This is a genomic window from Klebsiella sp. CN_Kp088 (genome assembly GCF_040064335.1).
Classification (GTDB): Bacteria; Pseudomonadota; Gammaproteobacteria; order Enterobacterales; family Enterobacteriaceae; genus Klebsiella; species Klebsiella aerogenes.
Window position 1 is genome coordinate 147,035 of record NZ_JBEAIQ010000028.1, and the last position, 26,106, is coordinate 173,140.

Annotated in this window: 22 protein-coding genes; 8 read left to right on the plus strand and 14 right to left on the minus strand. The window is 57.9% G+C overall.

Annotated elements, in window-relative coordinates:
- Positions 1-165 precede the first annotated feature (165 nt).
- From ABLV08_RS18220 to ccmI, 4 genes are all read left to right on the plus strand, one after another.
- The gene (locus tag ABLV08_RS18220) at positions 166-915 is read left to right on the plus strand and encodes a gluconate 2-dehydrogenase subunit 3 family protein (RefSeq protein ID WP_348856131.1); all 750 of its coding nucleotides are present in this window, start codon (positions 166-168) and stop codon (positions 913-915) included.
- Between the two features lie 2 nt (positions 916-917).
- Positions 918-2,702 (plus strand): GMC family oxidoreductase, encoded by a 1,785-nt coding sequence (locus ABLV08_RS18225; protein WP_015366945.1) that lies wholly within the window; start codon positions 918-920, stop codon positions 2,700-2,702.
- 10 nt (positions 2,703-2,712) lie between these two features.
- Positions 2,713-4,056 carry a cytochrome c gene (locus ABLV08_RS18230; protein ID WP_348856132.1) on the plus strand — a complete coding sequence of 448 codons (1,344 nt, stop codon included), beginning with the start codon at positions 2,713-2,715 and terminating at the stop codon, positions 4,054-4,056.
- A gap of 79 nt (positions 4,057-4,135) precedes the next feature.
- On the plus strand, positions 4,136-6,841 hold the full coding sequence (ccmI, locus tag ABLV08_RS18235) for a c-type cytochrome biogenesis protein CcmI (protein ID WP_348856118.1): 2,706 nt from the start codon (positions 4,136-4,138) through the stop codon (positions 6,839-6,841).
- A 184-nt stretch (positions 6,842-7,025) separates the two neighbouring features.
- Here the strand turns inward: ccmI and ABLV08_RS18240 are convergent, their stop codons facing one another.
- From ABLV08_RS18240 to budA, 3 genes are read right to left on the minus strand one after another with little or no spacing between them, the layout of a single operon-like run.
- Positions 7,026-7,796 carry a (S)-acetoin forming diacetyl reductase gene (locus ABLV08_RS18240; protein WP_015366942.1) on the minus strand — a complete coding sequence of 257 codons (771 nt, stop codon included), beginning with the start codon at positions 7,794-7,796 and terminating at the stop codon, positions 7,026-7,028.
- Positions 7,797-7,818: 22 nt separating this feature from the next.
- The gene (gene alsS / locus ABLV08_RS18245) at positions 7,819-9,498 is read right to left on the minus strand and encodes an acetolactate synthase AlsS (protein WP_234276436.1); all 1,680 of its coding nucleotides are present in this window, start codon (positions 9,496-9,498) and stop codon (positions 7,819-7,821) included.
- A 9-nt stretch (positions 9,499-9,507) separates the two neighbouring features.
- Positions 9,508-10,287: an acetolactate decarboxylase gene (budA, locus tag ABLV08_RS18250; protein ID WP_015705188.1), complete on the minus strand. Its 780-nt coding sequence runs from the start codon at positions 10,285-10,287 to the stop codon at positions 9,508-9,510.
- 106 nt (positions 10,288-10,393) lie between these two features.
- On the opposite strand from budA, the gene ABLV08_RS18255 reads away from it, so the two are divergent.
- Complete coding sequence (locus ABLV08_RS18255) at positions 10,394-11,266, plus strand: LysR family transcriptional regulator (protein WP_048228686.1); 873 nt, start codon at positions 10,394-10,396, stop codon at positions 11,264-11,266.
- Positions 11,267-11,329: 63 nt separating this feature from the next.
- Here ABLV08_RS18255 and ABLV08_RS18260 read toward each other — a convergent pair whose 3' ends face one another.
- Genes ABLV08_RS18260 through ABLV08_RS18285 form a run of 6 tightly spaced genes read right to left on the minus strand, consistent with a single transcriptional unit; the run spans position 11,330 to position 17,055 of the window.
- Positions 11,330-12,100 carry a 3-hydroxybutyrate dehydrogenase gene (locus tag ABLV08_RS18260; protein ID WP_325896044.1) on the minus strand — a complete coding sequence of 257 codons (771 nt, stop codon included), beginning with the start codon at positions 12,098-12,100 and terminating at the stop codon, positions 11,330-11,332.
- A gap of 23 nt (positions 12,101-12,123) precedes the next feature.
- On the minus strand, positions 12,124-13,515 hold the full coding sequence (locus tag ABLV08_RS18265; protein ID WP_325896045.1) for a GntP family permease: 1,392 nt from the start codon (positions 13,513-13,515) through the stop codon (positions 12,124-12,126).
- A 47-nt stretch (positions 13,516-13,562) separates the two neighbouring features.
- Positions 13,563-14,486 (minus strand): 3-hydroxyacyl-CoA dehydrogenase family protein, encoded by a 924-nt coding sequence (locus ABLV08_RS18270; protein WP_348856119.1) that lies wholly within the window; start codon positions 14,484-14,486, stop codon positions 13,563-13,565.
- 11 nt (positions 14,487-14,497) lie between these two features.
- Positions 14,498-15,679, minus strand: a complete 1,182-nt coding sequence (locus ABLV08_RS18275) for an acetyl-CoA C-acetyltransferase (RefSeq protein WP_348856120.1) — start codon at positions 15,677-15,679, stop codon at positions 14,498-14,500.
- Positions 15,680-15,688: 9 nt separating this feature from the next.
- Positions 15,689-16,345, minus strand: coding sequence for a CoA transferase subunit B (locus ABLV08_RS18280; RefSeq protein WP_348856121.1), 657 nt, complete (start codon positions 16,343-16,345; stop codon positions 15,689-15,691).
- Positions 16,339-17,055, minus strand: coding sequence for a CoA transferase subunit A (locus ABLV08_RS18285; RefSeq protein ID WP_289576908.1), 717 nt, complete (start codon positions 17,053-17,055; stop codon positions 16,339-16,341). The genes ABLV08_RS18280 and ABLV08_RS18285 overlap by 7 nt, the downstream gene beginning before the upstream one ends.
- Positions 17,056-17,195: 140 nt before the next feature.
- Here ABLV08_RS18285 and ABLV08_RS18290 point away from each other — a divergent pair, with 140 nt between their 5' ends.
- A complete protein-coding gene (locus tag ABLV08_RS18290; protein ID WP_045367010.1) occupies positions 17,196-18,086 on the plus strand; it encodes a LysR family transcriptional regulator in 891 nt (296 codons plus the stop codon).
- A gap of 46 nt (positions 18,087-18,132) precedes the next feature.
- On the opposite strand, the gene ABLV08_RS18295 is transcribed toward ABLV08_RS18290, so the two are convergent.
- A complete protein-coding gene (locus tag ABLV08_RS18295) occupies positions 18,133-18,273 on the minus strand; it encodes a hypothetical protein (protein WP_015705194.1) in 141 nt (46 codons plus the stop codon).
- 315 nt (positions 18,274-18,588) lie between these two features.
- Between ABLV08_RS18295 and ABLV08_RS18300 the strand changes: the two genes are divergently transcribed.
- Both ABLV08_RS18300 and ABLV08_RS18305 read left to right on the plus strand, forming a co-directional pair.
- Positions 18,589-19,503 carry a DUF535 family protein gene (locus tag ABLV08_RS18300; RefSeq protein WP_348856123.1) on the plus strand — a complete coding sequence of 305 codons (915 nt, stop codon included), beginning with the start codon at positions 18,589-18,591 and terminating at the stop codon, positions 19,501-19,503.
- Positions 19,504-19,824: 321 nt separating this feature from the next.
- Entirely contained in the window at positions 19,825-22,224 is a 2,400-nt protein-coding gene (locus ABLV08_RS18305) for a membrane-bound PQQ-dependent dehydrogenase, glucose/quinate/shikimate family (RefSeq protein WP_348856124.1), read from the plus strand.
- A gap of 323 nt (positions 22,225-22,547) precedes the next feature.
- Here the strand turns inward: ABLV08_RS18305 and ABLV08_RS18310 are convergent, their stop codons facing one another.
- The 4 genes from ABLV08_RS18310 to opp4C form a co-directional block, all read right to left on the minus strand.
- A complete protein-coding gene (locus ABLV08_RS18310) occupies positions 22,548-23,093 on the minus strand; it encodes an anti-virulence regulator CigR family protein (protein ID WP_348856125.1) in 546 nt (181 codons plus the stop codon).
- Positions 23,094-23,215: 122 nt separating this feature from the next.
- Entirely contained in the window at positions 23,216-24,184 is a 969-nt protein-coding gene (locus ABLV08_RS18315; protein ID WP_348856126.1) for an oligopeptide/dipeptide ABC transporter ATP-binding protein, read from the minus strand.
- Positions 24,181-25,161, minus strand: coding sequence for an ABC transporter ATP-binding protein (locus ABLV08_RS18320; RefSeq protein WP_348856127.1), 981 nt, complete (start codon positions 25,159-25,161; stop codon positions 24,181-24,183). The genes ABLV08_RS18315 and ABLV08_RS18320 overlap by 4 nt, the downstream gene beginning before the upstream one ends.
- A complete protein-coding gene (gene opp4C / locus ABLV08_RS18325) occupies positions 25,158-26,105 on the minus strand; it encodes an oligopeptide ABC transporter permease (protein ID WP_348856133.1) in 948 nt (315 codons plus the stop codon). Before opp4C ends, ABLV08_RS18320 begins: the two co-directional genes overlap by 4 nt.
- Between the last annotated feature and the right edge of the window lies 1 nt (position 26,106).

Sequence of the window (26,106 nt, forward strand, 5' to 3'; positions counted from 1 at the left end):
CCAAACGATAACCCTATAAATCTTATCGCTATTGGCGATTTATTGTACGTCTTATTGGCCAAAGCCAGACGGTCTGTTTCGCAACAGTTCAATGGTATCGGTACCAGAGCGGGATTTGCTGGGCTTGTAAGCGACAAAACAGTATTTTTAATTGACAGGAATGTGATTATGTCGAGCGAGAAAACCAACAATTCAAGGCGTGATTTTTTAGTAAAATCAATGGCCTTGATTCCAACGGTAGTCATCGGCGGCGGCAGCGTGGGCGCCATTGGCGTGGCGGCGAGCGCCACGGCACAGGCGGCCTCCGCACCTTCAGCCGGTGGCAACGCGACATCCAGCGACTGGAAGCCGCAATTCTTCAACGATCGCGAGTGGCTGTTTATCAACGCCGCCGTCGCTCGCTTAATCCCGGCCGATGAACTCGGTCCCGGCGCCAAAGAGGCCGGTGTGTCGGAGTTTATCGACCGCCAGCTTAACACCCCTTATGCCACCGGTTCCATCTGGTATATGCAGGGGCCATTTAACCCCGACGTGCCGAAAGAGATGGGCTACCAGTTGCCGCTGGTACCAAAACAGATTTATAACCTCGGTATCGCCGATGCCGAAGAGTGGTGTCAAAACCAGTATCACAAGAGCTTTGCTGAACTGAGCGGCGAACAGCAGGATGAGGCGCTCGGTCTGTGGGAATCCGGCAAGGCGCAGTTCAAACAGCTGCCGGCCTCGCTGTTTTTTTCCTATCTGTTGCAAAACACCCGCGAAGGCTTCTTCAGCGACCCTATCCATGGCGGCAATAAAGGCATGGTCGGCTGGACGCTGATTAATTTTCCCGGCGCGCGCGCCGACTTTATGGACTGGGTTGAACGAGGCGAACGCTATCCCTTCCCGCCGGTATCAATTAATGGGGAGAGGGCGTAATCATGGCGACCGTATTGAAAAAAACCGATGTAGCGATCGTTGGCTTCGGCTGGGTTGGCGCGATCATGGCCAAAGAGCTGACGGAAGCGGGGCTCAACGTCGTCGCGCTGGAGCGCGGCCCGATGCGCGATACCTGGCCGGACGGCGCTTATCCGCAGGTTATCGATGAGCTGACCTATAACATCCGCCGCAAGCTGTTCCAGGATCTCTCTAAAAGCACGGTGACGATTCGTCACAACACCAGCCAGCAGGCGGTACCCTATCGCCAACTGGCCGCCTTCCTGCCGGGAACCGGCGTTGGCGGCGCGGGTCTGCACTGGTCCGGCGTGCATTTCCGCGTCGATCCGATCGAACTACGTATGCGCAGCCATTATGAAGAGCGTTACGGCAAAAACTTCATTCCCCAGGATATGATCATCCAGGATTTCGGCGTCACCTACGACGAACTGGAACCGTTCTTCGATAAAGCGGAAAAAGTCTTTGGCACCTCCGGTACCGCCTGGTCGGTTAAAGGGAAGGTTGTCGGTAAAGGCCGCGGCGGTAACGCCTTCGCGCCGGATCGCTCGGACGATTTCCCGCTGCCGGCGCAGAAAAATACCTGGTCGGCGCAGCTGTTTGAAAAAGCGGCGCTGGAAGTGGGCTATCATCCCTATAACCTGCCTTCCGCAAACACCTCCGACTCCTATACCAACCCGTATGGCGCGCAGATGGGGCCGTGTAACTTCTGCGGTTTCTGCAGCGGCTACGCCTGCTACATGTATTCGAAAGCCTCGCCGAACGTGAACATCCTGCCGGCGCTGCGCCAGGAAAAACGCTTTGAACTGCGTACCAACGCCAATGTGCTGAAGGTCAATCTGACCGACGATAAATCCCGCGCCACCGGTGTGACCTATGTCGACGGTCAGGGCCGTGAAATGGAACAGCCGGCGGATCTGGTGATTATCGGCGCCTTCCAGTTCCATAACGTGCATCTGATGCTGCTTTCCGGGATCGGTAAACCGTACAATCCTGAGACGGGCGAAGGGGTGGTCGGGCGTAACTTCGCCTATCAGAACATGACCACTATCAAGGCCATTTTCGATAAAGATACCTTCACCAACCCGTTCATCGGCGCGGGCGGCAACGGCGTCGGCGTCGATGACTTCAACGCCGATAACTTCGATCACGGCGCGGCGGGCTTCGTCGGCGGTTCGCCGTTCTGGGTCAACCAGGCGGGGACCAAGCCTATCTCCGGCGTGCCGGTGCCTCCGGGTACCCCTGCGTGGGGCAGTAAATGGAAATCGGCGGTGGCCGACACCTACACCCACCACCTGTCGATGGATGCCCACGGCGCGCATCAGTCCTATCGCCAGAACTATCTCGATCTCGATCCGAACTACAAAAACGTCTTTGGTCAGCCGCTGCTGCGCATGACCTTCGACTGGCAGGAAAACGACATCAAGATGGCGCAGTTTATGTTCGATAAGATGGCGCCGATCGCCAAAGCGATGAAGCCGAAATATATGCTCGGCAGCCCGAAAAACGCCAATAGCCACTTTGACACCACCAGCTACCAGACCACCCATATGAACGGCGGCGCGGTGATGGGCGAAGATCCGAAAACCAGCGCGGTGAACCGTTATCTGCAGAGCTGGGACGTGCATAACGTCTTCGTCATCGGCGCTTCCGCTTTCCCACAGGGGCTGGGCTACAACCCGACGGGGACCGTTGCCGCGCTGGCCTACTGGTCGGCGAAGGCTATCCGCGAACAGTACCTGAGAAATCCGGGTCCATTGGTGCAGGCATAAGGGAAAGCAAATCATGAAAATGCAATGGTTATCGGCACTGGTTCTCGGTGCGTTAAGCTGCGCGGCGTTCGCCGAAGAGGCGCCTGCGGACAGCAATCTGATTAAGCAGGGCGAATATCTGGCGCGCGCCGGCGACTGCGTGGCCTGCCACACCAACGGTAAAGAGGGCAAACCTTTTGCCGGCGGTCTGCCGATGGAAACGCCGATCGGCACCATTTATTCCACCAACATCACGCCGGACAAAGCGCACGGTATTGGCGGTTATACCTTCGAAGAGTTTGACGACGCGGTGCGTAAAGGCGTGCGTAAAGACGGCTCCACGCTCTATCCGGCGATGCCGTATCCTTCCTTCGCCCGTATCAACGAAGCGGATATGCGCGCCATGTACGCCTACTTTATGCACGGCGTGGAGCCGGTTAACGTCGCCAACAAAGACACGGACATCCCGTGGCCGCTGTCGATGCGCTGGCCGCTGGCGTTCTGGCGCGGCATCTTCGCCCCGACGCCGAGCGACTTTGTCGCCAATCCGCACGTGGATCCGGTACTGGAGCGCGGCCGTTATCTCGTGGAAGGGCTCGGCCACTGCGGCGCCTGCCACACCCCGCGTAGCCTGACGATGCAGGAAAAAGCGCTTAGCGAAAGTGAAGGCGATGATTACCTGGCGGGTAGCAATGCGCCGATTGACGGTTGGGTAGCTTCCAGCCTGCGCGGTGAAAATCGCGACGGTCTGGGGAGCTGGAGCGAGGCCGAGCTGGCCGAGTTCCTGAAAACCGGGCGCAATGACAAATCCGTGGTCTTCGGCGGCATGAGCGACGTGGTTGAGCACAGCCTGCAGTATCTCTCGAACGACGATATCACCGCTATTGCCCGCTATCTGAAGTCGCTACCGCCGCGCGGCGGTAAACAGACGCCAGCTCCGGTGGAAGATAGCGTGGCGAAAGATCTGTGGAAAGGCGATGACAGCAAAACCGGCGCGGCGCTGTACGTCGATAACTGCGCTGCCTGCCACCGTACCGACGGCGTCGGTTATAAACGCGCGTTCCCGTCGTTGAAAGGCAACCCGGTGGTACAGACCGAAGATGCGACCTCGCTGATTCACATCATTCTGACCGGCAACACCACGCCGGCGGTGAAGGATGCGGTCTCGAACCTGACTATGCCGTCATTCGGCTGGCGTCTTGACGATCAACAGGTTGCGGATGTGGTCAACTTCATCCGCACCAGTTGGGGCAACAACGCGCCGCCGGTGAGCGCCAGCGATGTGGCGAAAGTACGAAAAGATAAGTCGATGATTCGCGATGAGAAGGCGTTAGGTAACGCCGACGTCTCGAAACTGCCGGCTGCTGCAGAGTAACTGGGCCGGGGCGGGGCACTGGATTCGCCCCGCCTGAGGTAAAAAACGTGATGACACCTGAACAACAGGGGACACAGCCATGATGCCGGAACTGGGCAACTACCTGCTGTGTCTGGCGGCAGGGCTGGCGCTGCTGCTAAGTATCTTTCCGCTATGGGGCGCAGCGCGACAGGAACGATGGCTGATGGCATTAGCCCGGCCGCTGGCCTGCGCGCTGTTTATCTGCATCATCGGCGCGTTTGCGCTGCTGGTGCATGCTTTTGTAATCAATGATTTCACCGTGCGCTATGTGGCGGAAAACTCCAACAGCGCGCTGCCGGTGTGGTACAGGGTGGCGGCCACCTGGGGAGCGCACGAAGGCTCTTTGCTGCTGTGGGTGCTGCTGCTCAGCGTGTGGACGTTCGCCGTCGCGCTCTTCAGTCGCCAGATGCCGCCCGACGCGGTAGCGCGGGTGCTGGCGGTGATGGGAATGATCGCCTTCGGTTTCCTGCTTTTTATCCTGTTCACCTCCAATCCGTTCAGCCGCAGCCTGCCGCTGTATCCCGTAGATGGCCGCGATCTCAATCCTATGCTGCAGGATATCGGGATGATTTTTCATCCACCGATCCTCTACATGGGCTACGTTGGCTTCTCGGTGGCCTTCGCCTTCGCGATTGCGTCGCTGCTGGCGGGGCGGCTGGATACCGCGTGGGCGCGATGGTCGCGCCCGTGGACGCAGGCGGCGTGGATGTTCCTGACACTTGGGATCGTGCTGGGCTCGGCGTGGGCCTATTACGAACTGGGCTGGGGCGGTTGGTGGTTCTGGGACCCGGTGGAAAACGCCTCGTTTATGCCGTGGCTGGTCGGCACCGCCTTGCTGCATTCGCTGGCGGTGACCGAAAAGCGCGGCAGCTTCCGCGCCTGGACGGTACTGCTGGCGCTGGCGGCTTTCTCGCTGTGCCTGCTGGGGACTTTTCTTGTGCGATCCGGCGTGCTGGTATCGGTGCACTCCTTTGCCTCCGATCCGGCGCGCGGGATGTTTATACTGGCCTTGTTGACCCTCGCGATTGGCGGCTCGCTGCTGCTGTATGCGGTGAAAGGTGGGCGAGTGCGGGCGCGAGTGGAACATACGCTCTGGTCGCGCGAGTCGTTCCTGCTTGGCAACAATATTCTGCTGATGGCCGCGATGCTGGTGGTGCTATTAGGCACGCTGCTGCCGTTGGTGCATAAAGCGTTGGGGCTGGGGACGATATCGATCGGCGAACCGTTCTTCAATACCATGTTCACCGCGCTGATGGCGCCGTTTGCGCTGCTGCTGGGGCTGGGGCCGCTGATTCGTTGGCGCCGCGATGAGCCAGGTAAACAGCTTAAACGATTGGCGATATCACTAATCGTGACGTTGTCACTTTCACTGGCGTTACCATGGCTTCTTCAGGACCGCATCACCGCGATGGCGGTCATCGGCCTGATGATGGCGCTGTGGGTGCTTATCTTCGCGCTGATTGAAGTCCACGAACGGGCCACGCATCGCCACGGTTTCTGGCGCGGCCTGCGTACCTTAACCCGCAGCCAGTGGGGAATGGTGCTCGGCCATGTCGGCGTGGCGGTAACCGTCATTGGCATCACCTTCAGCCAGAACTACAGCATTGAGCGCGATGTCCGCATGCGGGCTGGCGACAGCCTCGATATTCATCGTTATCACTTCGTCTTCAAGGGCGTGCGTAATATCGTCGGGCCGAACTGGAGCGGCGGCGAGGGCGTGATTGCCGTCAGCCGCAGTGGTCGCCCGGAAGCCATGCTGTATGCCGAAAAACGCTTTTACACCGCCAGCCGGATGATGATGACTGAAGCGGCCATCAGCGGCGGGTTTACCCGCGATCTTTACGCCGCGTTGGGCGAAGAGCTGGATGATGGCAGTTGGGCGGTGCGTCTGTACTACAAACCGTTCGTGCGCTGGATCTGGTACGGCGGCGTACTGATGGCGCTGGGTGGGCTGTGCTGTATGCTCGATCCACGTTACCGCCGGTCGCGGCAACAGAAAACAGCAGTGGATCGCAATGACATTAACCGCTCGCTGTACCAGTCCCGACTGCGCGAACTTGAGCAGGAGCGTACTGACGGTAATGAGGCGATGATTGTCGAGCTGCAACGTACGCTGCTGGCGGATATCTCGCTGCAGGAACCGACGCGCGTTCGGCCGCTTAGCCGCTGGTTGCTGCTACCGGGGGCGCTGTTATTGGTCTTCGTCAGCGGCGGGCTCTATCTGAAAACCAGCGATGTGGGTCAGGTGCTGCTGTGGCGACAGAGCGAGCGCCATTATCCCGCGCTGCTGGCGCAGGCGAAAGATCCGACCGCGGCGCCGCTGCGGATGGATGAGTTGGCCCAGCTGCGGCTTGGGCTGCGCAGCCATCTGCAGGCTAGCCCTGACGATCTTGCCGGCTGGCAACTGCTTGGGCGGCTCGGTCTGCTGCTAAACGATGGCGAGACGGCGATCGGCGCGTTCGGGCGGGCGCATAAGCTGGCGCCGGATGACCCGGCGGCAAGTTTTGATTATGCCAGCGCGCTGGTGCGGGCGGGCGATAACGCGCAGATGCGGATGGGCGAGCTGTTGCTGCGCGATCTGCATCAGCGGCAGCCGAAAAACCTGCCGGTGCTGGAGATGCTGGCGCTCAGCGCGGTACGCAATGAAGACTATCCGCAGGCGGTAGCGGCGCTACAGCAGTTGCTGATGTTGTTGCCGGAGGGCGATGCCCGCCGCGAGGCGATTGCCCGCCAACTGGCTCAGGCGCAGCAGCAGGCGCGGTAAATATTTGCTTTTTCTGCACTACTCCCCGGTCGCGCTGTCGCTTACCGGGGCTACAAATGGCAGTGACCGCGCGAACGGTAGGCCGGGTAAGGCGTAGCCGCCACCCGGCAAAATAACGGCGTAATAGACGAAAAAAAGCCCCTGCGAACAGGCAGGGGCAAACCATGTCAGAGCTTATTTTTTATTAATTGAATACCATCCCGCCATCGATCAGCAGCGATTGACCGGTCATATAATCTGAATCCGGGCTGGCGAGATAAGAGACGCAGGCGGCGACATCTTCTGGCTCCGAAAGGCGGCCGAGGGTGATGCGTTTGGCGAATTCGGCAGTCCCGTAGCCCAGAGGTTTACCCGCCGCTTCGGATACCTGACGATCGATCTCGGCCCACATCGGCGTTTTCACAATCCCCGGGCAGTAGCCGTTAACGGTAATACCCAGCGGCGCCAGGTCGCGAGCGGCGGTTTGCGTTAAACCGCGTACGGCGAATTTGCTTGAGCTGTAGACCGCCAGTTCCGGGTTGCCGACGTGGCCGGCCTGCGAACAGGCGTTGATGATTTTGCCGCCGTGCCCCTCTTTTTTAAAGGCCTCGACTGCCGCCTGAATCCCCCAGATCACCCCTTTAACGTTGATGTTGTAGACCTTGTCGACAATCTCCGGCGTAATGGATTCGATAGGCGTTGATGGCGCGACCCCGGCGTTATTGACGATGACGTTGAATCCGCCCAGCGTTTTTCGCGCCTGTTCGACGGCGGCAAACACCTGCTCACGGTCGGAAACATCGACTTTGACCGCGATTGCCCGGCCGCCGTGCTGGTTGATTTCATCCGCCACGGCTTTCGCTGTGACGTCATTGTAATCGGCGATCGCCACGGCAAAACCGTCCTTCACGAGGCGTAACGCGATAGCTTTACCAATGCCCTGACCGGCGCCGGTGACAAGTGCGACTTTTTTCATTTCCATTCCCTTTTGTGATGACTTAAAGAATTTGACTCAGGTGTAGCTGGCCCATCAGCAGCGGGTTATCACGGTAATCCACGGGGATGGCGACCACCGCCGGGCCGTCGACGTCCATCGCCGCGCGTAGCGTCGGCTCCAGCGCCTCAGCGCTTTCCACCGCAAACCCTTTCGCGCCGAAGGATTCGGCATAGGCTTTAAAATCCATAGGACCGAACTCGACGCCGGACAGGCGTTGATATTTTTTCTCTTCCTGGATAGCGACCATGTTGTAGCCGTTATCGACCCAGATAAGATGCAGGATGTTGGCTTTCAGGCGGACCGCCGTTTCCAGCTCCATGCTGGATTGCAGAAAACCGCCATCGCCGGAGACCGAGACCACTTTGCGCTGCGGATTGACCAGCCAGGCCCCGATGGCCCACGGCAGGGCGACGCCCATGGTCTGCTGACCGTTGGAGATCATCACCTGACGGGCGCGGAAGCTGTAGAGATAGCGGGCGATCCAGATATGGAAGCTCCCCATATCGACCGTCAGCGTGACGTCGCTGTTGACGATATCCTGCATGGCGCGAACGATGCGCAGCGGGTGCAGGGCAAACTGATTCAACTGCGCTCCGCGGCGGTCAAGCAGTTCGCGTTGATGCTGGCGGTCGTGGAGGATTTCAGCGGCCTGCGGCGAGAGCACCAGCCGATGATCGATATTTTGCGCCAGCTTGTTCAGCGTGCCGGCGATGTCGCCCACCAGCTCGACATCCGGCGTGTAGTTACGCTCTTCATAGGCGGGCAGTACGTCGATGTGGACCAGCGTCGCGTTGCCGCTGTTCCACATCGCCGGTTCGTATTCCACCGGGCTATAGCCGATGCAGATAACCAGGTCGGCCAGTTGCAATAAGCGGTCACCGGCCTGATTGTTAAACAGCCCGACGCGCCCGGCGAAGCGCGAGAAGTTATCCTGATTGACCGCCCCGGCGGCCTGATAGGTGCTGGTGACCGGAATATGGCTGGTTTCCAGCAAACGATGCAGCGCGGCGCTGTTTTCCATCTGGCTGGCCATTAATCCAAGCAGGAACACCGGATTCTTAGCCTGGGCAATCAACTTCGCAACCTGATTGATTGCCTCGTCAGGCGCGGCGCCCATCTGCGGCGCGCTGCTGGCGGGCAGGACTTTGCCGGTCACCGGACCATCGACCACATCCTGCGGCAGACTGACGAAGGCGCTGCCCGGGCGACCCTGCTCGGCGGCGCGAAAAGCGTTAGAAACCACTTCCGCCAGCGCATCCGGCGAGGTCACTTCTACCGCGTATTTGGTGACCGGGCTGAACATCGCCACCGTGTCCATACTCTGGTGTACCTGTTTGGCTTTATCCGCGCGTTTGACCGCGCCGCCCAGCGCCACCACCGGGTCGCCTTCGCTATTGGCGGTGGCCATCCCGGTTATCAGGTTGGAACAACCGGGTCCGGAGGTCACCAGCGCGACGCCCGCTTTGCCGGTAATGCGCCCGACCGCGGCGGCCATAAAGGCGGCGTTGGCCTCGTGACGTACCGGAATAATGCGGATTGAGGAGTCCAGCAACGAGTCGAAAACCTTATCGATTTTAGCGCCGGGGATCCCGAAGACCTGCCGTACGCCTTGCGCTTCCAGTTGGCTGACGACCAGATCGGCGCCGTGCGCCCACTGGCGCTGCGGATACTGTTTGTCCATGTGAACCTCCTAACTTTCTACTGAACGGATGGCGGCATCGAGATTATCGGGATGCAAATTGGCCTGCAGGAACGCGCTGTCGGCGGGAAGGTCGATCATCAGCTTATGAATTTCGCCGAAGGTCAATACCCCATGGTCGAGCTGGTAGTCCAGCAGGTGGCCGCCGCCCTGGCGGTCATCGGTAATGAAGTGTTCGTGATAGCCGGCGACGTTAATTCCCTGCATATGCTGGGGGGTCCGAAAACCGACCAGTACGCCGTCACGCTGGTTAAAGCGGAAAACCGGCTGATCGTCGAGCACGTCGGTCATCGCCCGGTAGGGCGGCGTCTGACGAGGCACGGTGCGGGTATGGGCGTGGCGGAAATGACCATCGATTCGCAGCGCGCAGAACAGATTGTCGGAAGGAATTTGCTGGTCAATAACCTCATGCAGCTGCTGGCGGCTGACCGGATGGTCAAAGGTTTTACGGTACTGCGGCTGAAACCAGGTCATCACCGCAAACGGCGTTTTCTGTTCCGGACGCGCTTTACGCGCGCTGCCGTCGGCACGCAGTTGATAAACCTGGCTGCTAAACGCGATCAGCTCGCCGTCGAGTTCATTAAAAGTGCCGAGCCCGAAATCACCGTGCTTCAGCAGGTCCGCAATGGTGGTGGTACCTTCGTAGACGCCGCTGAGCAGGGCGCTCATCAGCGAAGTTTGATACAGCACGCTATCGGGATGCTGAGCGGAAAACGCGCGTAGCGTTTCACACAGACTCTCTTCACAGGTGCAATCTGAAGCATGATTCATGAGCCACTTCCTCGTTCAACAAATATAAGAAAGGTTAAATAAAGGTTGACCCGATTCAGCTCACAGTTCCAATATAGAAACCATGCTGGTTTGAGACGTTTTCGATATGGAACTTCGTTATCTACGCTATTTTGTCGCCGTCGCCCGGACGCGGCACTTCACCCGGGCAGCGAAAGAACTGGGTATCTCACAGCCACCGTTAAGTCAGCAAATTCAGCGACTTGAGCGTGAGGTAGGCACTCCGCTGTTGCGTCGGCTAACCCGCGGGGTGGAGCTGACCGAAGCCGGGGAATCCTTTTATGAAGATGCCTGCCAAATCCTCGCGCTGAGCGATGCGGCGCTGGAAAAGGCCAAGGGCATTGCCCGCGGAATGAACGGCAGCCTGTCATTAGGCATTACCAGTTCTGATGCTTTCCATCCACAAATCTTCACCTTGCTGCACCGTTTTCAGCTCGATCACCCAGGCGTCGTCCTCCATCAACGGGAGGGCAACATGGCAAATTTGATGGCGGCGCTGAGCGAGGCGGAGATCGATATCGCCTTTGTCCGTTTGCCGTGTGAAAGCAGTAAGGCGTTTAACTTGCGTATCATTGATGAAGAGCCAATGGTCATTGCGCTCCCGCGCGATAATCCATTGTCAGCGGAACCGACGCTGGCGCTGGAACAGTTGCGGGACGTCGCGCCGATCCTCTTCCCGCGCGAAGTGGCGCCGGGTTTGTATGAGCTGGTGTTCAATAGCTGCCTGCGCGCCGGTATCGATATGAACCGCGCCAGGCAGTCGTCGCAGATTTCATCGTCGCTGAGTATGGTTAACGCCGGATTTGGTTTCGCGCTGGTGCCGCAGTCGATGACCTGTATCGCGCTGCCCAACGTCAGCTATCAATCGATACAGGGGACGCCGGTCAAGACCGATATTGCCATCGCCTGGCGGCGCTTCGAGCGTTCGCGCACGGTGAAGCGATTTTTAGAGATGTTCTAATTCCCGGGGCGCATAGCGCGACCCAACGGAGATACGCTGACCTTTTCTCCGTTGGGTTACCCGTTACTGCGCCACCCAGCCGCCATCCATATTCCACGCCGCGCCGCGAACCTGCGCGGCGGCGTCGCTGCATAAAAATAGCGCCATCTCACCCAGTTGCTGAGGCGTCACGAATTCGCCGGAAGGTTGTTTTTCAGCCAGCAACTGCGCTCTGGCCTGCTCAGGGTGGGCCCCCTCAGCGATACGTTTATCGATCTGCTGCTGAACCAGCGGCGTCAGTACCCAGCCGGGGCAAATCGCGTTGCAGGTAATGCCGGTGCGCGCAGTCTCCAGCGCCAGCGTTTTGCTAAAGCCAATCACCCCATGCTTGGCGGCAACGTAGGCGGATTTCTCTTTCGAGGCGACTAACCCATGCACGGAGGCAATATTAATAATCCGCCCCCAGTTGCGCTCGCGCATGCCCGGCAGCGCCAGGCGGCTGGTGTGGAAGACGCTGGACAGATTTATCGCCAGAATATCGTTCCACTTTTCCACCGCGAACTGCTCCACCGGCGCAACATGCTGGATACCGGCGTTATTAATCACAATATCGACGCCGCCAAATTCGCTTTCGGCATAGCGCATCATCGCTTCAATTTGCCCAACGTCGCGCAGGTCGGCATCGTGATAGCCGGGAATTTTACCCAGCGCGGCAACCTCGGCTCGCGCGCTCGTGCTGTCGCCAAAACCATTCAACACCAGCTGCGCGCCGGCCTGCGCCAGTACTTTGGCAATGCCTAAACCAATACCGCTGGTGGAGCCGGTGACCAGCGCCGTTTTACCGTTTAAATTCATTTCGTTACTCCTTAAATCAGGCATCAGACAATACCGGTTAAATAGAACACGGCAATGACAAACAGAACCGCGAGGCTTTTGATAAGCGTAATGGCGAAAATGCCGCCGTAAGCCTGGCGATGACTTAAGCCGGTGATTGCCAGCAGCGTGATGACGGCGCCGTTATGCGGCAGGGTATCCATGCCGCCGCTGGCCATTGAAGCGACGCGGTGGAGTACTTCAAGCGGAATATTAGCGGCGTGGGCGGCGGCCACGAAGGTATCGGACATTGCCGCCAGCGCGATGCTCATCCCGCCGGAGGCGGAGCCGGTGATCCCCGCCAGTACGGTTACGCTTATCGCCTCGTTTAACAGGGGATTGGGAATGGCGGTCAGTGCTTTCGACAACACCAGAAAACCCGGCAGGGCGGCAATCACCGCCCCGAAGCCATATTCCGAGGCGGTATTCATCGCCGCGAGGATCGCGCCGCCGACCGCCGTACGGCTGCCTTCCGCCAGACGGCCGCGGATATTGCGAAAACCGAACACCAGCACCACGACGATGCCGGACAGCAGCGCGGCCTCGACGGCCCAGATAGCGGTGATTTTGCCGACCTCGGTGACGATGGGTTTGGCAAGCCCTGGCAGCGTTAGCTCGTGGCTGGCGCCATACCACTGCGGGATCCAGCGGGTAAACAGCAGGTTCAGCAGGCCAACCAGCAGCAGCGGGGCAATGGCGATCAGCGGATGCGGCAGATTGATGTTATCCGGCGTCTGCGGCTCGTTTTGCAGATCTGTACCGTAACCCTCGCCATTCGCGAGCGCTTTACGCCGCTGTCGTTCCAGCCACAGTAAACCGAAGGTGATGATAAACAGTGAACCTATCAATCCAAGCCAGGGGGCGGCCCAGGCGTTGGTGCCAAAAAAGCTGGTGGGGATAATGTTCTGAATCTGCGGGGTGCCCGGCAGGGCATCCATAGTGAAAGAGAACGCACCCAGCGCGACGGTTGCCGGGATCAGCCGTTTCGGGATACAGCTCTGGCGAAACAGTTCGGCGGCAAAGGGATAGACCGCAAATGCCACCACGAACAGCGAAACGCCGCCGTAGGTCAGCAGGGCGCAGACCAGCACGATCACCGGGATCGCATGTCGACGCCCGAGAATTTGAATCGCGGCGGCGACGATGGAACGCGAGAAGCCCGATAGTTCAATCAGCTTGCCAAAGACGGCGCCGAGCAGGAATACCGGAAAATAGAGCTTCACAAAACCGACCATTTTTTCCATAAACAGGCCGGTAAAGGTCGGGCCTACCGCGCTCGGGTCGGTGAGCAGGACCGCGCCAAGCGCAGCGATAGGGGCAAACAGGATAACGCTGTATCCACGATACGCAGCCAGCATCAATAATGCCAGCGCGGCCAGGGCAATCAACACACTCATTACGACTCCTCACTATCATTGTTATTGTCGGGGTACAAAACGAGAAGTTACGGTTTCAGGGCGTAGCGCAGCTGATGTTCACGGCGCGACTGTATTCGTTTCTGCCGGGTCTCATCCCAGCGGTAAAAACCTTGCCCGCTGCGGGCGCCGGTAGCGCCTTGCGCAACCTTGTCGGCGACCAGCGACATCATGTCGCTGCCTGTGGCCAGTTCCGGCAGCAGGTGCTGGCAGATATCCTGGACCGTCGCTAAACCGGTCATATCGGCGGCTTCCAGCGGCCCGACCATCGCGTAGCGGCGGCCGAGCGAGGCGCGCATGACTTTGTCGACCACCTCCGGCGAAGCGATGCCGCTCTTAACGATATGCAGCGCTTCGCGCAGCAGGGCGAACTGTAGTCGGTTGCCGACGAACCCCGGCGCGGCGCGGTTGAGTACTACCGCTTCCAGCGAGCAGGAGGATAAAAAATCGCTGACCTGGTTGGCGAGATGCGGCAGTGTTGCGCTGCCCGGCACCACTTCCACCAGCGGGATAAAATGCGGCGGATGCCAGAAGTGGGCGATTAACAAGCGTTCCGGATGCCGCATACCCTGCGCCAACCGATCGGGCGGTAGTCCGCTGGTGTTGCTGGCGATGATGGCTTCGTCGGCGATCAGCGTTTCCAGTTCCCGGTATAAGGCGTGCTTGAGTGCCAGACGCTCCGGAATCGCTTCGATCAGCAAGCTGGCGTCAGCAAGATCGCCTAATGCCGTGGTGCCGGAGAGGCGCGAGAGCACCGACGCACGCTGAGCGGCGTCAAACTGCTCGCACTCTTCAAGCTCGCGCAAAATGGCGGCGGCGACGTTCTCGATCTCGCTAATGCGCGCCGGGTCGGTATCGTAGAGGCGTACGGCGTGGCCGTGGCGGGCAAAATGGCAGGCGATGCCGACGCCCATCAGGCCGGCGCCCAGTACCGCCAGTTGTGGTGTAAACATAGTGGCTCCTGTTAACGTTCGATGGTCATCGCGATACCCTGACCGCCACCAACGCAAAGCGTCGCCAGGCCTTTGCTGACATCGCGGCGCTGCATTTCGTGCAGCAGACTAACCAGAATGCGACATCCTGAGGCGCCAATCGGGTGGCCGAGCGCGATAGCGCCGCCATTGACGTTGACCTTCTGGTTGTCCCACTCAAGCAATTTACCGACTGCCAGCGCCTGTACGGCAAAGGCCTCGTTGGCTTCGATGAGGTCCACCTTCTCCAGCGCCCAGCCGGCGCGCTGCAGCGCCTTCCGGCAAGCGCTTACCGGGCCGATACCCATCACGGACGGATCGACGCCGGCCACCGCAGAGCTGACTATTCGCGCCAGCACCGGCAAGCCAAGCTGCCGCGCTTTATCGACGCTCATCAATAAGACTGCCGCCGCGCCATCGTTGAGCGAAGAGGCATTGCCCGCGGTAACGCTGCCATCTTCCGTGCGGAAGGCCGGGCGCAACTGCGCCAGCTGTTGTTCGCTGGTTTCCGGGCGCGGCTGTTCGTCTGCGTCCACCCTGCGCGGCGCTTTTTTACCCTGAGGGACGCTCAGCGGCACTATCTCAGCCTGAAAGCGTCCGGCGGCTATCGCGGCGGCGGCTTTGCGCTGCGAAAGGGCGGCGAAGGCATCCTGCTGGGGGCGGGAGATGTCAAAGGCGTCGGCAAGGTTCTCGGCGGTGATGCCCATGTGATAGTCGTTAAACGCATCCCATAATCCGTCCTGAATCATACTGTCCTGCATGCTGGCATGGCCGAAGCGCAGACCATCGCGCGCGCCCTGAACCAGATACGGAGCATTGCTCATGCTCTCCTGGCCGCCGGCGATAACGATCTCCGCCTCGCCGCTGCGAATGGCCTGTACTGCCTGTTGCACGGCTTTCAGCCCGGAACCGCAAACCAGATTGACGGTAACGGCCGGGGTTTCAACCGGTAGCCCGGCGCGCAGCGCGGTTTGTCGCGCCGGATTCTGTCCGCAGCCGGCGGTTAATACTTGGCCAAAAATCAGTTCGTCAACGGCGCTGGCCGGTAGCTGTGTGCGTTCAAGCAGACCACGCACTACGGCGGCGCCAAGCTCGACGGCGGAAAGGGAAGATAAGGCGCCGCGAAAACTGCCGATTGGCGTACGTAGCGCGCAGACGATAGCGACTTCTTTCATATTGCCTCCTCAGTTGAAGCGCATTTCGCGGACGTCATCGGCAATGACCAACCGTCCAGCCGTTTTACGGACAATTTCGTCAATGCTGACGCCGGGAGCGTATTCGCGCAGAACAAAGGCGCCGTCGCTAATTTCCAGCAGCGCGAGATCGGTCAGTACCCGGCGAATACAGCCCGCGCCGGTGAGCGGCAGGGTGCACTGCGCCAGCAGTTTGGATTCGCCGTTTTTCGAGGCGTGCGTCATCACCACGATGATGTTTTGCGCGCCGGCCACCAGATCCATGGCGCCGCCCATGCCTTTCACCATTTTCCCGGGGATCATCCACGAGGCGATATTGCCCGCGACATCGACCTCAAAAGCGCCCAGAACCGTGAGATCGACGTGGCCGCCGCGGATCATGGCGAAGGACTGGGCGGAGTCAAAGATAGCCGCCCCGGTTTGGGCGGTAACGGTCTGCTTGCCGGCATTAATCATGTCGGCATCGAGAGTCGACTCATCGGGAAATTCGCCCATCCCCAACAGGCCGTTTTCCGACTGCAGCATCACTTCAATACCGGCGGGAATATAGTTAGCGACCAGCGTGGGAATGCCGATACCGAGATTGACATAATCGCCGTCGCGCAGTTCCTGGGCGACGCGCATCGCCATTTGTTCGCGAGTTAACATGTTAAGTTCCCTCCGGCACGCAGCGTGCGCTGTTCAATACGTTTTTCGAATTGCCCGACGATCAGCCGGTCGACATAAATACCGGGCGTGTGGATGGCGGAAGGAGGGAGTTCTCCCGGCGCGACGATTTCTTCGACTTCCACTACCGTGATCCGCCCGGCGGTGGCCATCAACGGGTTAAAATTCTGCGCGGTATGGCGGTAGACCACGTTACCGTACCAGTCGGCTTTCCAGCCCTTTACAAGGGCGAAATCGCCGCGAATGGCCTCTTCGAGAATGTAATTTTTACCGTCGAACTGACGCACTTCTTTGCCTTGCGCCACCGGCGTGCCGTAACCGGTCGCGGTATAGAATCCGGGGATTCCGGCTCCGCCGGCGCGAATTTTCTCGGCAAGCGTCCCTTGCGGCGTCAGCTCCACGGCGAGTTCGCCGCTTAGTACCAGCTGTTCGAAGAGGGCGTTTTCTCCCACGTAGGAAGCCACGACTTTGCGCACCTGGCGCGTTTCCAGCAGCATGCCGAGACCAAAGCCATCGACGCCGCAGTTATTAGAAACTACCGTCAGGCCCTGTACCTGGCGGCGTTTGACCTCGGCAATTAAGTTTTCCGGAATGCCGCACAGGCCGAAGCCGCCGGCCAGTAACGTCATGCCATCGGTTAATCCGTCCAGCGCCGCTTCATAGCTGGCGACGCGCTTATCCAGTCCTGCCATCATTTTTCTCCTGCCTTGCGATGGCTCTATCATTAAGGGCGCGGACTGATTTGATAATTTTGAATTTGTGACCCACTCATTTGGTTTTTTTATTAATTTATCGTTAACTAAATTCTTTCAATTAGTTAACAGGTAGAAAAATGAGAATGAGTGTCAAACAGTTACGCGCGTTTCTAGCGGTAGCTCACACTCTTAACTTCGCCCACGCCAGCGAGCGCCTGAACCTGTCGCAGCCGGCGCTGAGTTTGACCATTAAGGGGTTGGAAGAGGCGCTTGGCGGGGCATTGCTGCAGCGCAGCACCCGCAAAGTGACCTTAACCCAGGAGGGAGAAACTTTTCTGCCGATGGCCCGCCAGCTGCTGGCGGACTGGGATAATGCCGAAGAGGCGATGCGGCAAAGTTTCACCCTGCAGCGGGGAAAGATCTCCGTCGCCGCGATGCCGTCGTTTGCCGCTAACGTGCTGCCGGAAGTGCTTAAAGCCTTCCGCGACCGCTATGCGGGAGTCAATGTAACGGTGCATGACGTGATTAATGAGCAGGTCATTGAGATGGTGCGCGAAGGCCGGGTGGAGATGGGGATCGCGTTTGAGCCATCGCCCGGCAACAATCTGCTGTTTACGCCGCTTGCGGTGGATCGCTTCATGGCGATCGTGCCGAAAACGTCGCCTTTGGCGAGTAAAAAGCAGTTGAGCTGGCGTGAACTGCTGACGCTGGATTTTATAACCCTGCAGCGGCCATCGGCGGTGCGTTTGATGCTGGAAGAAGAGTTGGCGCGTAGCGGTAGCCAGTTGGACGTGGCGCTGGAAAGTCATCAGTTGGTCACCGTCGGGCGGATGGTCGCCAGCGGTCTGGGCGGCAGCGCGGTGCCCGCGTTATGCCAGTCGCAGATGCAGTCGCTGGGAGCGGTTTGTCTACCGTTAAGCGATCCGCCGATTGAAAAGTGTATTGGCGTTATTCATGCCGGACATATGCAGTTGTCGAAGGCGGCGCAGGCGCTGCTGGAAACGCTAAAGGGCTTTTTGCCCGCTTAGGCAGTTACAGGCGAAAAAAAACCGGCCTGGTTAGCCGGTTTAATCATTAGATTTTGCAGGCATCGCCGCAATCATCATCGGCAACAATCGCCTGCGCTTTTTTATCCGCTTCATCCAGGCGTTCAGCGTTACGCTCTTCCGCTTCTTCCAGGCCGCTAAAGACCAGGTTGTCGAGATCAATTTCCATGAGGTACCCACTTTGCTACTGTTTTGACTGTCGGCAGAGTATAGGTCAAAACGGTTGATGGTTGCACCCCGCGCCCAACGCTATCGCACAGAGCGTTAATCGTCAGCCTGTTTCATGTAGCGGGAGGGCGGAGTATTAGTCAATAACCGCTATTATTTATAGTTGACATTATTCTTGTATTATACAGAGAGCATAAAATGATAATTTTCGGATTATTTCTTAAATGAAATGACAACGAACCTGCAAATAACCATTGACCCGTTTCAAACATGATAATATGGCCGCGATTATGGATGAGTCTATGGATCTTGATCAATGGTATCGATAACAGCATCTGCCATCAAAGAATGGCGGAGAAATAATAAAGTCATTTGTCACGTTAAACTTAAATATAAAAAGGTGTTGCGTAAGTGCCGCGAAATACCTTTAACAGGAGGTAAGTACAAGCAATATCAACGGCTTTGCCAGACATACAGCTGTGCTAAATTGACCAGCGAGACGCCGGGACTGGTACATTTTGAAGATAAGCCCTTCAAAGCTTATTTAAATAAGCGAATGTCGAAAAGAGCTAAACTGAATATTGCCCATGGCGCGTTGAATTTTATTGAAAAAAGCTTTCAAGCGGAAATATTACCGCAGTTGTATAATGTATCAGCGTTCGGTTGTTCGATGATTGCCATCCCGTTGAAGAATGGAACCAGCCTGGAAGTGAAACTTCTGGCCTCGCCGTTCCAGGAAGAGGGGGAACTGATGCTGCAGATGTTCTTTGAAAATAAACGCGTATATAGCGTCTGTTTTTCCTGCACGGATCAAGGAAGCGCGTGGATTGGCGGTATTCAGGGCGGTAAAGACATTAGCAACGATGAAGTGAAGGCGTTGACCAAAGAGCTCTACGGCACGCGGCCAAAAAACCTGATTATCACCTTGCTGTACGGGTTATTGCGCCACTTTAATATTCGTGAGATCTACGCCATCGACAGCGACTACCATGTGAAGAGCGACAAGGTGAAAGCCAGTTACTCAGAGTTGTGGTTAGAAATCGGCGGCGAGAAGCAGCGGCGTGGTTGGTACAAATTACCTGCACAAGAGATTAAAAAAAGTCTGGAAGAGGTGAAAAGTAAACATCGCAGCCAGTTTATTAAACGTGAAAGTTTAAAAGAACAGGCTCAGTTGGATCTGATCGCCGCATTACAGAAGATAACCGTTGGTGAAAGCGCCAACAAACCTTAATACTGGATTGCCGATTCGCCGGGGGCGGCGGGTCGGCACCCATGATAGATGCTATCTCTCTCCCCGCGGCTCCTGCTTAACACCACTCTCCTATACAACCTGCTCATCTATCAAATTCAGTTTATAAGTTAAAATATTTTAAACATTTTATGCGGTTAAATTTTACATAAAATTTACATGTCCATATACTTTCTTACGTTCTTCGCCCTGGTTTGGGGCGTCCAACCAACAGGTTAACTGCGCTGAGCGGCATCGCTTATCGATCGGCGCTTTAAAAATAAATGCTTTGGTTATATCGACATCTGTCGAATGGGATAAAATATGGACGAACAAAAAGGGCATGGTCGAAGGATTTTCTTCACCATATACCGATTGCTTTTTGTGTTACTGAGTTTTGGCATTGGGATTTTCTTAACTATCTGGGGGGGCAAGCTGCTCTCGCTCGGCGGCAGCGCCTGGTATCTGTTAGCCGGTCTCGCTTATCTCATCATCGCCGTCGGTTACTTCACTCGTAGTCAATACGCGCTTCCTCTTGCTGTTCTTACCTTTCTGTTAACGCTGGCCTGGGCGCTGTATGAAGTGCAGCTCAGCTACTGGGGCTTGATCCCTCGTCTGGTGGTTCCTGCGCTGATGCTGATGCTGGCCCTGTGGCTGGCGGCGGCGATGCCGGTGGCTCGCGTGCGTCTGGCGAACTGGAGCGGAACGGTTATCTTTATTGCGCTGCTGGCGACGCTGGTTTCGGCGTTCTACCCGCACGGCGGCATCCATAATGGCGTCGTGAAAGCGGCGAGCGGCAACAGCGCGACGCAGGCGGCAAAAAGCGATAACTGGGAGTTCTTCGGCCGCGATGCCTCCGGCACCCGTTTTGCGCCGTATACAGATATTACCCCGGAAAACGTTCATAAGCTGAAAGTCGCCTGGACCTACCACACAGGCCGCCGCCTGACCGGCCCGGCCATTGGCGTTGACGAAAATACGCCGCTGCAAATTGGCGATACGCTGTATTCCTGTACGCCGCTTAACGTGGTGACCGCCATTGATGCCGATACCGGCAAGGCGCGCTGGCGCTTTGACCCGCACGCGCAGACGGCGGAACATGTGACCTGTCGCGGCGTGGGTTACTATGATGTGCAGAGCGACGATACGCTCAGCGCGGAAGAAAAAGCGAGCCCGGCGCTGCAACAGTGTCCGCAGCGGATCATGGTATCGACCGTGGATGCGCGCCTGCTGGCGCTGAATGCAAAAACCGGCGAACTGTGCGCTGACTTCGGCGACCACGGCAGCGTGGATCTGAAGCAGGGCATGGGCGACACCGAAAACAGCAAACGCTACCATCCGACTTCAACGCCGGTGATCATGGGGCATATTGCGGTGCTGGGCGGTTGGGTACGCGATATCGTACACGGCGAGCCATCCGGGGTCGTACGCGCTTTTGACGTACGCGATGGTAAAGTCGTCTGGGCCTGGGATGTCGGCAAGCCGGAAAATATCACCGACCCGGAAAAAGGCCGCGTTTATACGCTCGAAACGCCGAACGTGTGGACCATTCCCGGCTTTGATAAAGAGCTGAATCTGGTTTATCTGCCGACCGGTAACGGGCCGCCGGACTACTGGGGCGGCGATCGTAATGAAGCGAAAGAGAAATATGGCTCCGCGGTGGTGGCGGTGGATGCCAGTACCGGTAAAACAAAATGGGTTTTCCAGACCGTTCACCACGATATCTGGGATTACGACCTGCCATCGCAGCCAGTACTGTTCCACATGAAAAACGAGCAGGGCGAGGACGTCCCGGTTCTGATCCAGACCACCAAAACCGGACAGATTTATGTGCTTGACCGCCGCACCGGCAAACCGGTGACCCGCGTCGAAGAACTGCCGGTCGCTCATCAGGGGGCGGAGGGCGAACATCTGTCTGCCACCCAGCCGTTCTCTACCGGCATGCCGCAGTTAGGCGTCGAGCCGCTGAGCGAAAAATCAATGTGGGGCGTGACGCCGTTCGACCAACTGATGTGCCGTATCGATTTTAAAGAGTCGACCTACCTTGGCATGTATACGCCGCCGTCAGAGAAACCGTATATCGAGTGGCCAAGCCTGCTCGGCGGCATGAACTGGGGCGGCATCACCATCGATGAACATACCGGCACGCTGTTCGTCAACGATATGCGTATGCCGTTGCGGATGTCGCTGGTGCGCAAAGAAGAGATGGCGAAATACAAAGTCTCCACCGACGAAGTCCCTGGCTTTATGGGCACCGTTCGCCCGCAAGTTGCCGGGCCTTACGGCGGCGTGCGTATCGACATCCTGCAGTCCGCGCTGGGCGTGCCCTGTAATACCCCGCCGTTTGGTACCATGAGCGCTATTGACCTGAATAGCCGTCAGCTACTGTGGCAGGTGCCGATGGGCTCGGTGGAAGATACCGGTCCGCTGGGGATGAAAACCCATCTGCATATCCCGCTGGGAATGCCGACCCTGGGCGGCCCAACCTCTACCGCCTCTGGGCTGGTATTCTTCGCCGGTACCCAGGATAACTACCTGCGGGCGCTGGATTCCGCCAGCGGTAAAGAGCTGTGGCGCGCTCGCTTGCCGGTTGGCGCGGTAGCGGCGCCGCTGGTCTACAAATCGCCGAAAACCGGCAAAGAGTATGTGCTGATTTCCGCCGGCGGCGCCAGCCACTCGCCGGACGTCGGGGACGATATCATCGCCTACGCGCTGGAGGAATAACCTCTCTAAACGAAACAGGTCCCGGTAAACGGGACCTGTTCCTGGCTGACAGCCGGGGGAGGTAGCAGGGGGCAATGCTGGACTTTTACTCTCTGAATATCACTCTGCGCAATACGCTGCCCTGCGGCATTGACGTAGGCCAGAGACATCGGCGAACCCGTGGTTTTCTCTACTCTCAAATCATTAAAATCCATTGCACATTCTTAGCGCTTTCCGCCAGTCCGTCTGGATCCTCATTATTCCCTGTCGCATAAAGCAAAAAAAGGCCCATCCTGGTGATGGGCCTTTTTGACGTTCGGCGTGTAGCCTGAAAGGTGTAAAAATTAATCAAAAACGCCGTTAATGACGGAAGTGACGATTGCGGTACTTAACGCAACCAGCACTAAATCATCGCCCACTGCGCGCCATTCATAACCCGGGTAGTAAGGCAGATCGTTAATCATAGATGCCGGCAACGTTTTTTTGGCAATACCTGGAGGTAATGGTTTGCCGCGAACCACATTTTTTGCAATACCCGGCGGTAGCGCCTGATAACCTACCAGACCATAATTCACCGCCAGAGAACGGGCTCGCGAGAAGCTAATATCAGAGTCGACATGGTCGGGTTTGCCGTAGTTTTTACGGTTACCGTGATCCTCTTTCGACTTATCATTTCCCTGGCCTTTGTTGCTGTGGTCACTGCTGTTGCCATGGTTACCGCTATTGCCGTGGTTTCCACCGCTATTACCGTGGTTGCCACCTCCGCCGCTATTGCCATGACCTCCGCCACCCCCGTTGCCATTACCAGGGTTGGCATAAACTGGCGCGGCAAGGACGGCGAGCGAAATAACCGCCGCAAGTGCAGCTTTGAGAGTGCGACGCTTAATCATAAGGGTGTTCCTTAAAGTGAAGTACACGCTTTGAAGATATGACGTGCGCATAACCTTAACAATGTCATGTTTTCTTATTTTTATACTCCGCAGAAAATATGCCTCGCCTTTTCTGATCATCGTTATCCTGCCCAATGACAGGCGACCAGGTGTCCAGGCGAAATTTCACGAAGCGTCGGCGCCTGACGGCGGCAGTGGTCACTTGCCTGCGGGCAGCGTGACGAAAACCGGCAGCCCTCAGGCGGGCGCGACGGATCCGGGATTTCTCCCTGGACGACCGCCTGCGGTTCGCTTTCGGGATCGAGTGTGGGTACCGCGGCCAGCAGCGCCTGGGTATAGGGATGAAGAGGGCGGCTAAACAGCGCATCGCGGCTGGCGGTTTCCACCAGTTGACCGAGGTACATCACCGCCACGTCGTCGCACAAATGCTCTACAACTCCAAGGTCATGGGAGATGAATAGAAAGGTGACGCCACGCTCGTCGCGCAGGTCGGCAAACAGATTGATAATCTGCGCCTGAATCGACACATCGAGTGCGGAAATGGGTTCATCGGCGACGATAAAGTCCGGATTGAGGATAAGCGCGCGGGCGATGCCGATGCGCTGCCGCTGACCGCCGGAAAATTCATGCGGAAAACGGTGGTAATGCTGAGGCGCCAGCCCGCATATCTTCATCACCGCAATGACTTTCTCATAGAGTTCAGCGCGCGTGCATAGTTTATGCTGCAGCATCGCCTCGCCAATCGCCTCACCGATGCGAATGCGTGGGTTCAGTGAACTATAGGGATCCTGAAACACCAGTTGAATTTTCGGTCGTAGGGTCTGCATTGCTGCCGCTGACAGTTCGGATAACTCCTGACCGCGGAATTTAATGCTGCCGGCGGTCTTTTCATACAAGCCAAGCAAGGTGCGGCCAACGGTGGTTTTACCACTACCGGATTCTCCGACGAGGCCGAAAATCGTTCCCGGACGGATATTAAAATTGACGTCATCGACCGCGCGCAGTTCGCCGGTCTGCTGGCCGAACAGGCCGTCGCGCAGCGGGAAATACTTTTTCAAGCCATTAACTTCAATTAAATAGGGCTGGTTCATGCCACCGACTCCGCGAATTGACTATAAAAACAGGCCGCCTGATGCGAGGACCCTAAAAGTGGCGGGATGTCCTGACGGCAGCGTGCGGTTGCCTGTTCGCAGCGATCGGCAAACGCGCAGCCCGCAGGCAGTTGCGCGAGATCCGGCACCTGACCGGGAATGGAGTAAAGCCGCCGGCGGCGCGTGCCCGGCACCGGACGCGAGGCGATAAGTCCGCGGGTATAGGGGTGCTGGGGCTGGCGCAGCACCTCGACGGTGGTTCCCTGTTCGACAATCCGCCCGGCATACATTACGACGACCCTTTCGGCCATCTGCGCGATCACCCCCAGATCGTGGGTGATCAGCAGCATCGCCATCTGGCTTTCGCGCGCGCGGTCACGTATCAGACGCAGGATCTGCGCCTGCACGGTGACATCCAGCGCGGTAGTTGGTTCATCCGCTATCAATAATTGCGGCCCGCAGCTCAGCGCCATGGCGATCATTACCCGCTGTAGCATGCCGCCGGAAAGCTGGTGTGGATAGTACGCCATCAGGCTTTCGCTGCGCGCCAGTCCCACCTCGTTCAACAGGTGTATTGCACGCCGCCAGGCGGCTTTCGGCGAGTCGCCGCGGTGGCGGATGAGCGGCTCGCAGAGCTGTTCGCCTATGGTCAGTACCGGGTTGAGCGCCGACATCGGCTCCTGGAAGATCATCGCCAACTGGTTGCCGCGCAGGTCTGCCATGTGACGCGCTTTCAGCTTGAGCAGATCGCGTCCTTCGAAAAGGACCTCGCCGCCGTCAATGCGCGCGGCCTGGGGAGGCAATAGGCCCATTAGCGACATGGCGGTCACGCTTTTGCCGCAGCCGGACTCACCGACGATACCTACCGTTTGCCCGGCCTGAATCGAAAAAGAGACTTCCTGTACCGCGCGCACCCGGCTCCCTTCAGCAGCGAAAGAGACCGAAAGTTGCTTAAAAGAAATTAATGGCGTGCTCATTTCAGCCTCTGTTTCATTTTCGGGTCCATCGCGTCGCGCAGGCCGTCGCCCAGCACGTTGATAGCAATGACGGTAATAAAGATGGCAATCCCAGGAGGCATCCATAGCCAGGGTCGCCGCTGAAAATCAATCAGGCTGTTGGCGGCATCCATCATATTGCCCCACGACGGCGTCGGCGGTACTACGCCAAGGCCAAGGTAGCTCAGCGCCGATTCGCTCAGAATGGCGTTAGCGACCGCCATTGTCGCCATCACCACCAGAATCGGGATGGTATTGGGCAGTAGGTGGCCAAACAGGCGGCGGCGCGCCGACAGTCCCAGAACCTGCGTCGCCAGCATAAAATCGCGCTCGCGTAGCGACAGGCACTGCCCGCGCACCAGCCGCGCCAGCTTTGGCCACTCCAGCAGGCTGAGCATAATCACCACCATCCAGATGCGGGAATCCGGCGAAAAATCGAGCTCGGAGAGCATCGCGCCGGCGACGATTAATAAAGGCAAACTGGGGATCGTCATCACCAGATCGGCCAGCCGCATAATCAGTTTATCGGTGAGTCCGCCGACATAGCCCGACAGCGCACCCAGTAGATAGCCAAGCGTCACCGACAGCAGCATGGTCTGCAGGCCGATTATCAGTGAAATGCGCCCGGCCAGCAGTAAACGCGTATAGATATCGCGGCCAAGAAAATCGGTACCTAACCAGTGTTCGGCGCCGGGTGGTTTGTTGATCATCAGCGCATCGGTGGCGTCATCTTTCCACGGCGACCACATCGGTCCGAGTACGCACCACGTGGCCATCACCGCAAGCAGGATTAAACACAGCATCGCCATCCGGTTGCGGCGCAGCTGGCGCCATGCCTGACGCCATGGAGAGGGGGGTATTTGCGCAAGCGCGGGGATTGTCGCCTGGCGCAGGCGGCGACGGTAACCAAACAGGGAAGTTATCATC

What these genes read in the sequence shown, in the direction of transcription:
- ABLV08_RS18285 (WP_289576908.1), bottom strand. Translation starts at nt 17,055, where the DNA reads ATGGCAGGACTGGATAAGCGCGTCGCCAGCTATGAAGCGGCGCTGGAC.
- ABLV08_RS18315 (WP_348856126.1), bottom strand. Translation starts at nt 24,184, where the DNA reads ATGAACCAGCCCTATTTAATTGAAGTTAATGGCTTGAAAAAGTATTTC.
- ABLV08_RS18225 (WP_015366945.1), top strand. Translation starts at nt 918, where the DNA reads ATGGCGACCGTATTGAAAAAAACCGATGTAGCGATCGTTGGCTTCGGC.
- ABLV08_RS18265 (WP_325896045.1), bottom strand. Translation starts at nt 13,515, where the DNA reads ATGAGTGTGTTGATTGCCCTGGCCGCGCTGGCATTATTGATGCTGGCT.
- ccmI (WP_348856118.1), top strand. Translation starts at nt 4,136, where the DNA reads ATGATGCCGGAACTGGGCAACTACCTGCTGTGTCTGGCGGCAGGGCTG.
- alsS (WP_234276436.1), bottom strand. Translation starts at nt 9,498, where the DNA reads ATGGACAAACAGTATCCGCAGCGCCAGTGGGCGCACGGCGCCGATCTG.
- ABLV08_RS18255 (WP_048228686.1), top strand. Translation starts at nt 10,394, where the DNA reads ATGGAACTTCGTTATCTACGCTATTTTGTCGCCGTCGCCCGGACGCGG.
- ABLV08_RS18260 (WP_325896044.1), bottom strand. Translation starts at nt 12,100, where the DNA reads ATGAATTTAAACGGTAAAACGGCGCTGGTCACCGGCTCCACCAGCGGT.
- ABLV08_RS18295 (WP_015705194.1), bottom strand. Translation starts at nt 18,273, where the DNA reads ATGGAAATTGATCTCGACAACCTGGTCTTTAGCGGCCTGGAAGAAGCG.
- ABLV08_RS18320 (WP_348856127.1), bottom strand. Translation starts at nt 25,161, where the DNA reads ATGAGCACGCCATTAATTTCTTTTAAGCAACTTTCGGTCTCTTTCGCT.
- budA (WP_015705188.1), bottom strand. Translation starts at nt 10,287, where the DNA reads ATGAATCATGCTTCAGATTGCACCTGTGAAGAGAGTCTGTGTGAAACG.
- ABLV08_RS18240 (WP_015366942.1), bottom strand. Translation starts at nt 7,796, where the DNA reads ATGAAAAAAGTCGCACTTGTCACCGGCGCCGGTCAGGGCATTGGTAAA.
- ABLV08_RS18305 (WP_348856124.1), top strand. Translation starts at nt 19,825, where the DNA reads ATGGACGAACAAAAAGGGCATGGTCGAAGGATTTTCTTCACCATATAC.
- ABLV08_RS18290 (WP_045367010.1), top strand. Translation starts at nt 17,196, where the DNA reads ATGAGAATGAGTGTCAAACAGTTACGCGCGTTTCTAGCGGTAGCTCAC.
- opp4C (WP_348856133.1), bottom strand. Translation starts at nt 26,105, where the DNA reads ATGATAACTTCCCTGTTTGGTTACCGTCGCCGCCTGCGCCAGGCGACA.
- ABLV08_RS18275 (WP_348856120.1), bottom strand. Translation starts at nt 15,679, where the DNA reads ATGAAAGAAGTCGCTATCGTCTGCGCGCTACGTACGCCAATCGGCAGT.
- ABLV08_RS18300 (WP_348856123.1), top strand. Translation starts at nt 18,589, where the DNA reads ATGGTATCGATAACAGCATCTGCCATCAAAGAATGGCGGAGAAATAAT.
- ABLV08_RS18270 (WP_348856119.1), bottom strand. Translation starts at nt 14,486, where the DNA reads ATGTTTACACCACAACTGGCGGTACTGGGCGCCGGCCTGATGGGCGTC.
- ABLV08_RS18280 (WP_348856121.1), bottom strand. Translation starts at nt 16,345, where the DNA reads ATGTTAACTCGCGAACAAATGGCGATGCGCGTCGCCCAGGAACTGCGC.
- ABLV08_RS18310 (WP_348856125.1), bottom strand. Translation starts at nt 23,093, where the DNA reads ATGATTAAGCGTCGCACTCTCAAAGCTGCACTTGCGGCGGTTATTTCG.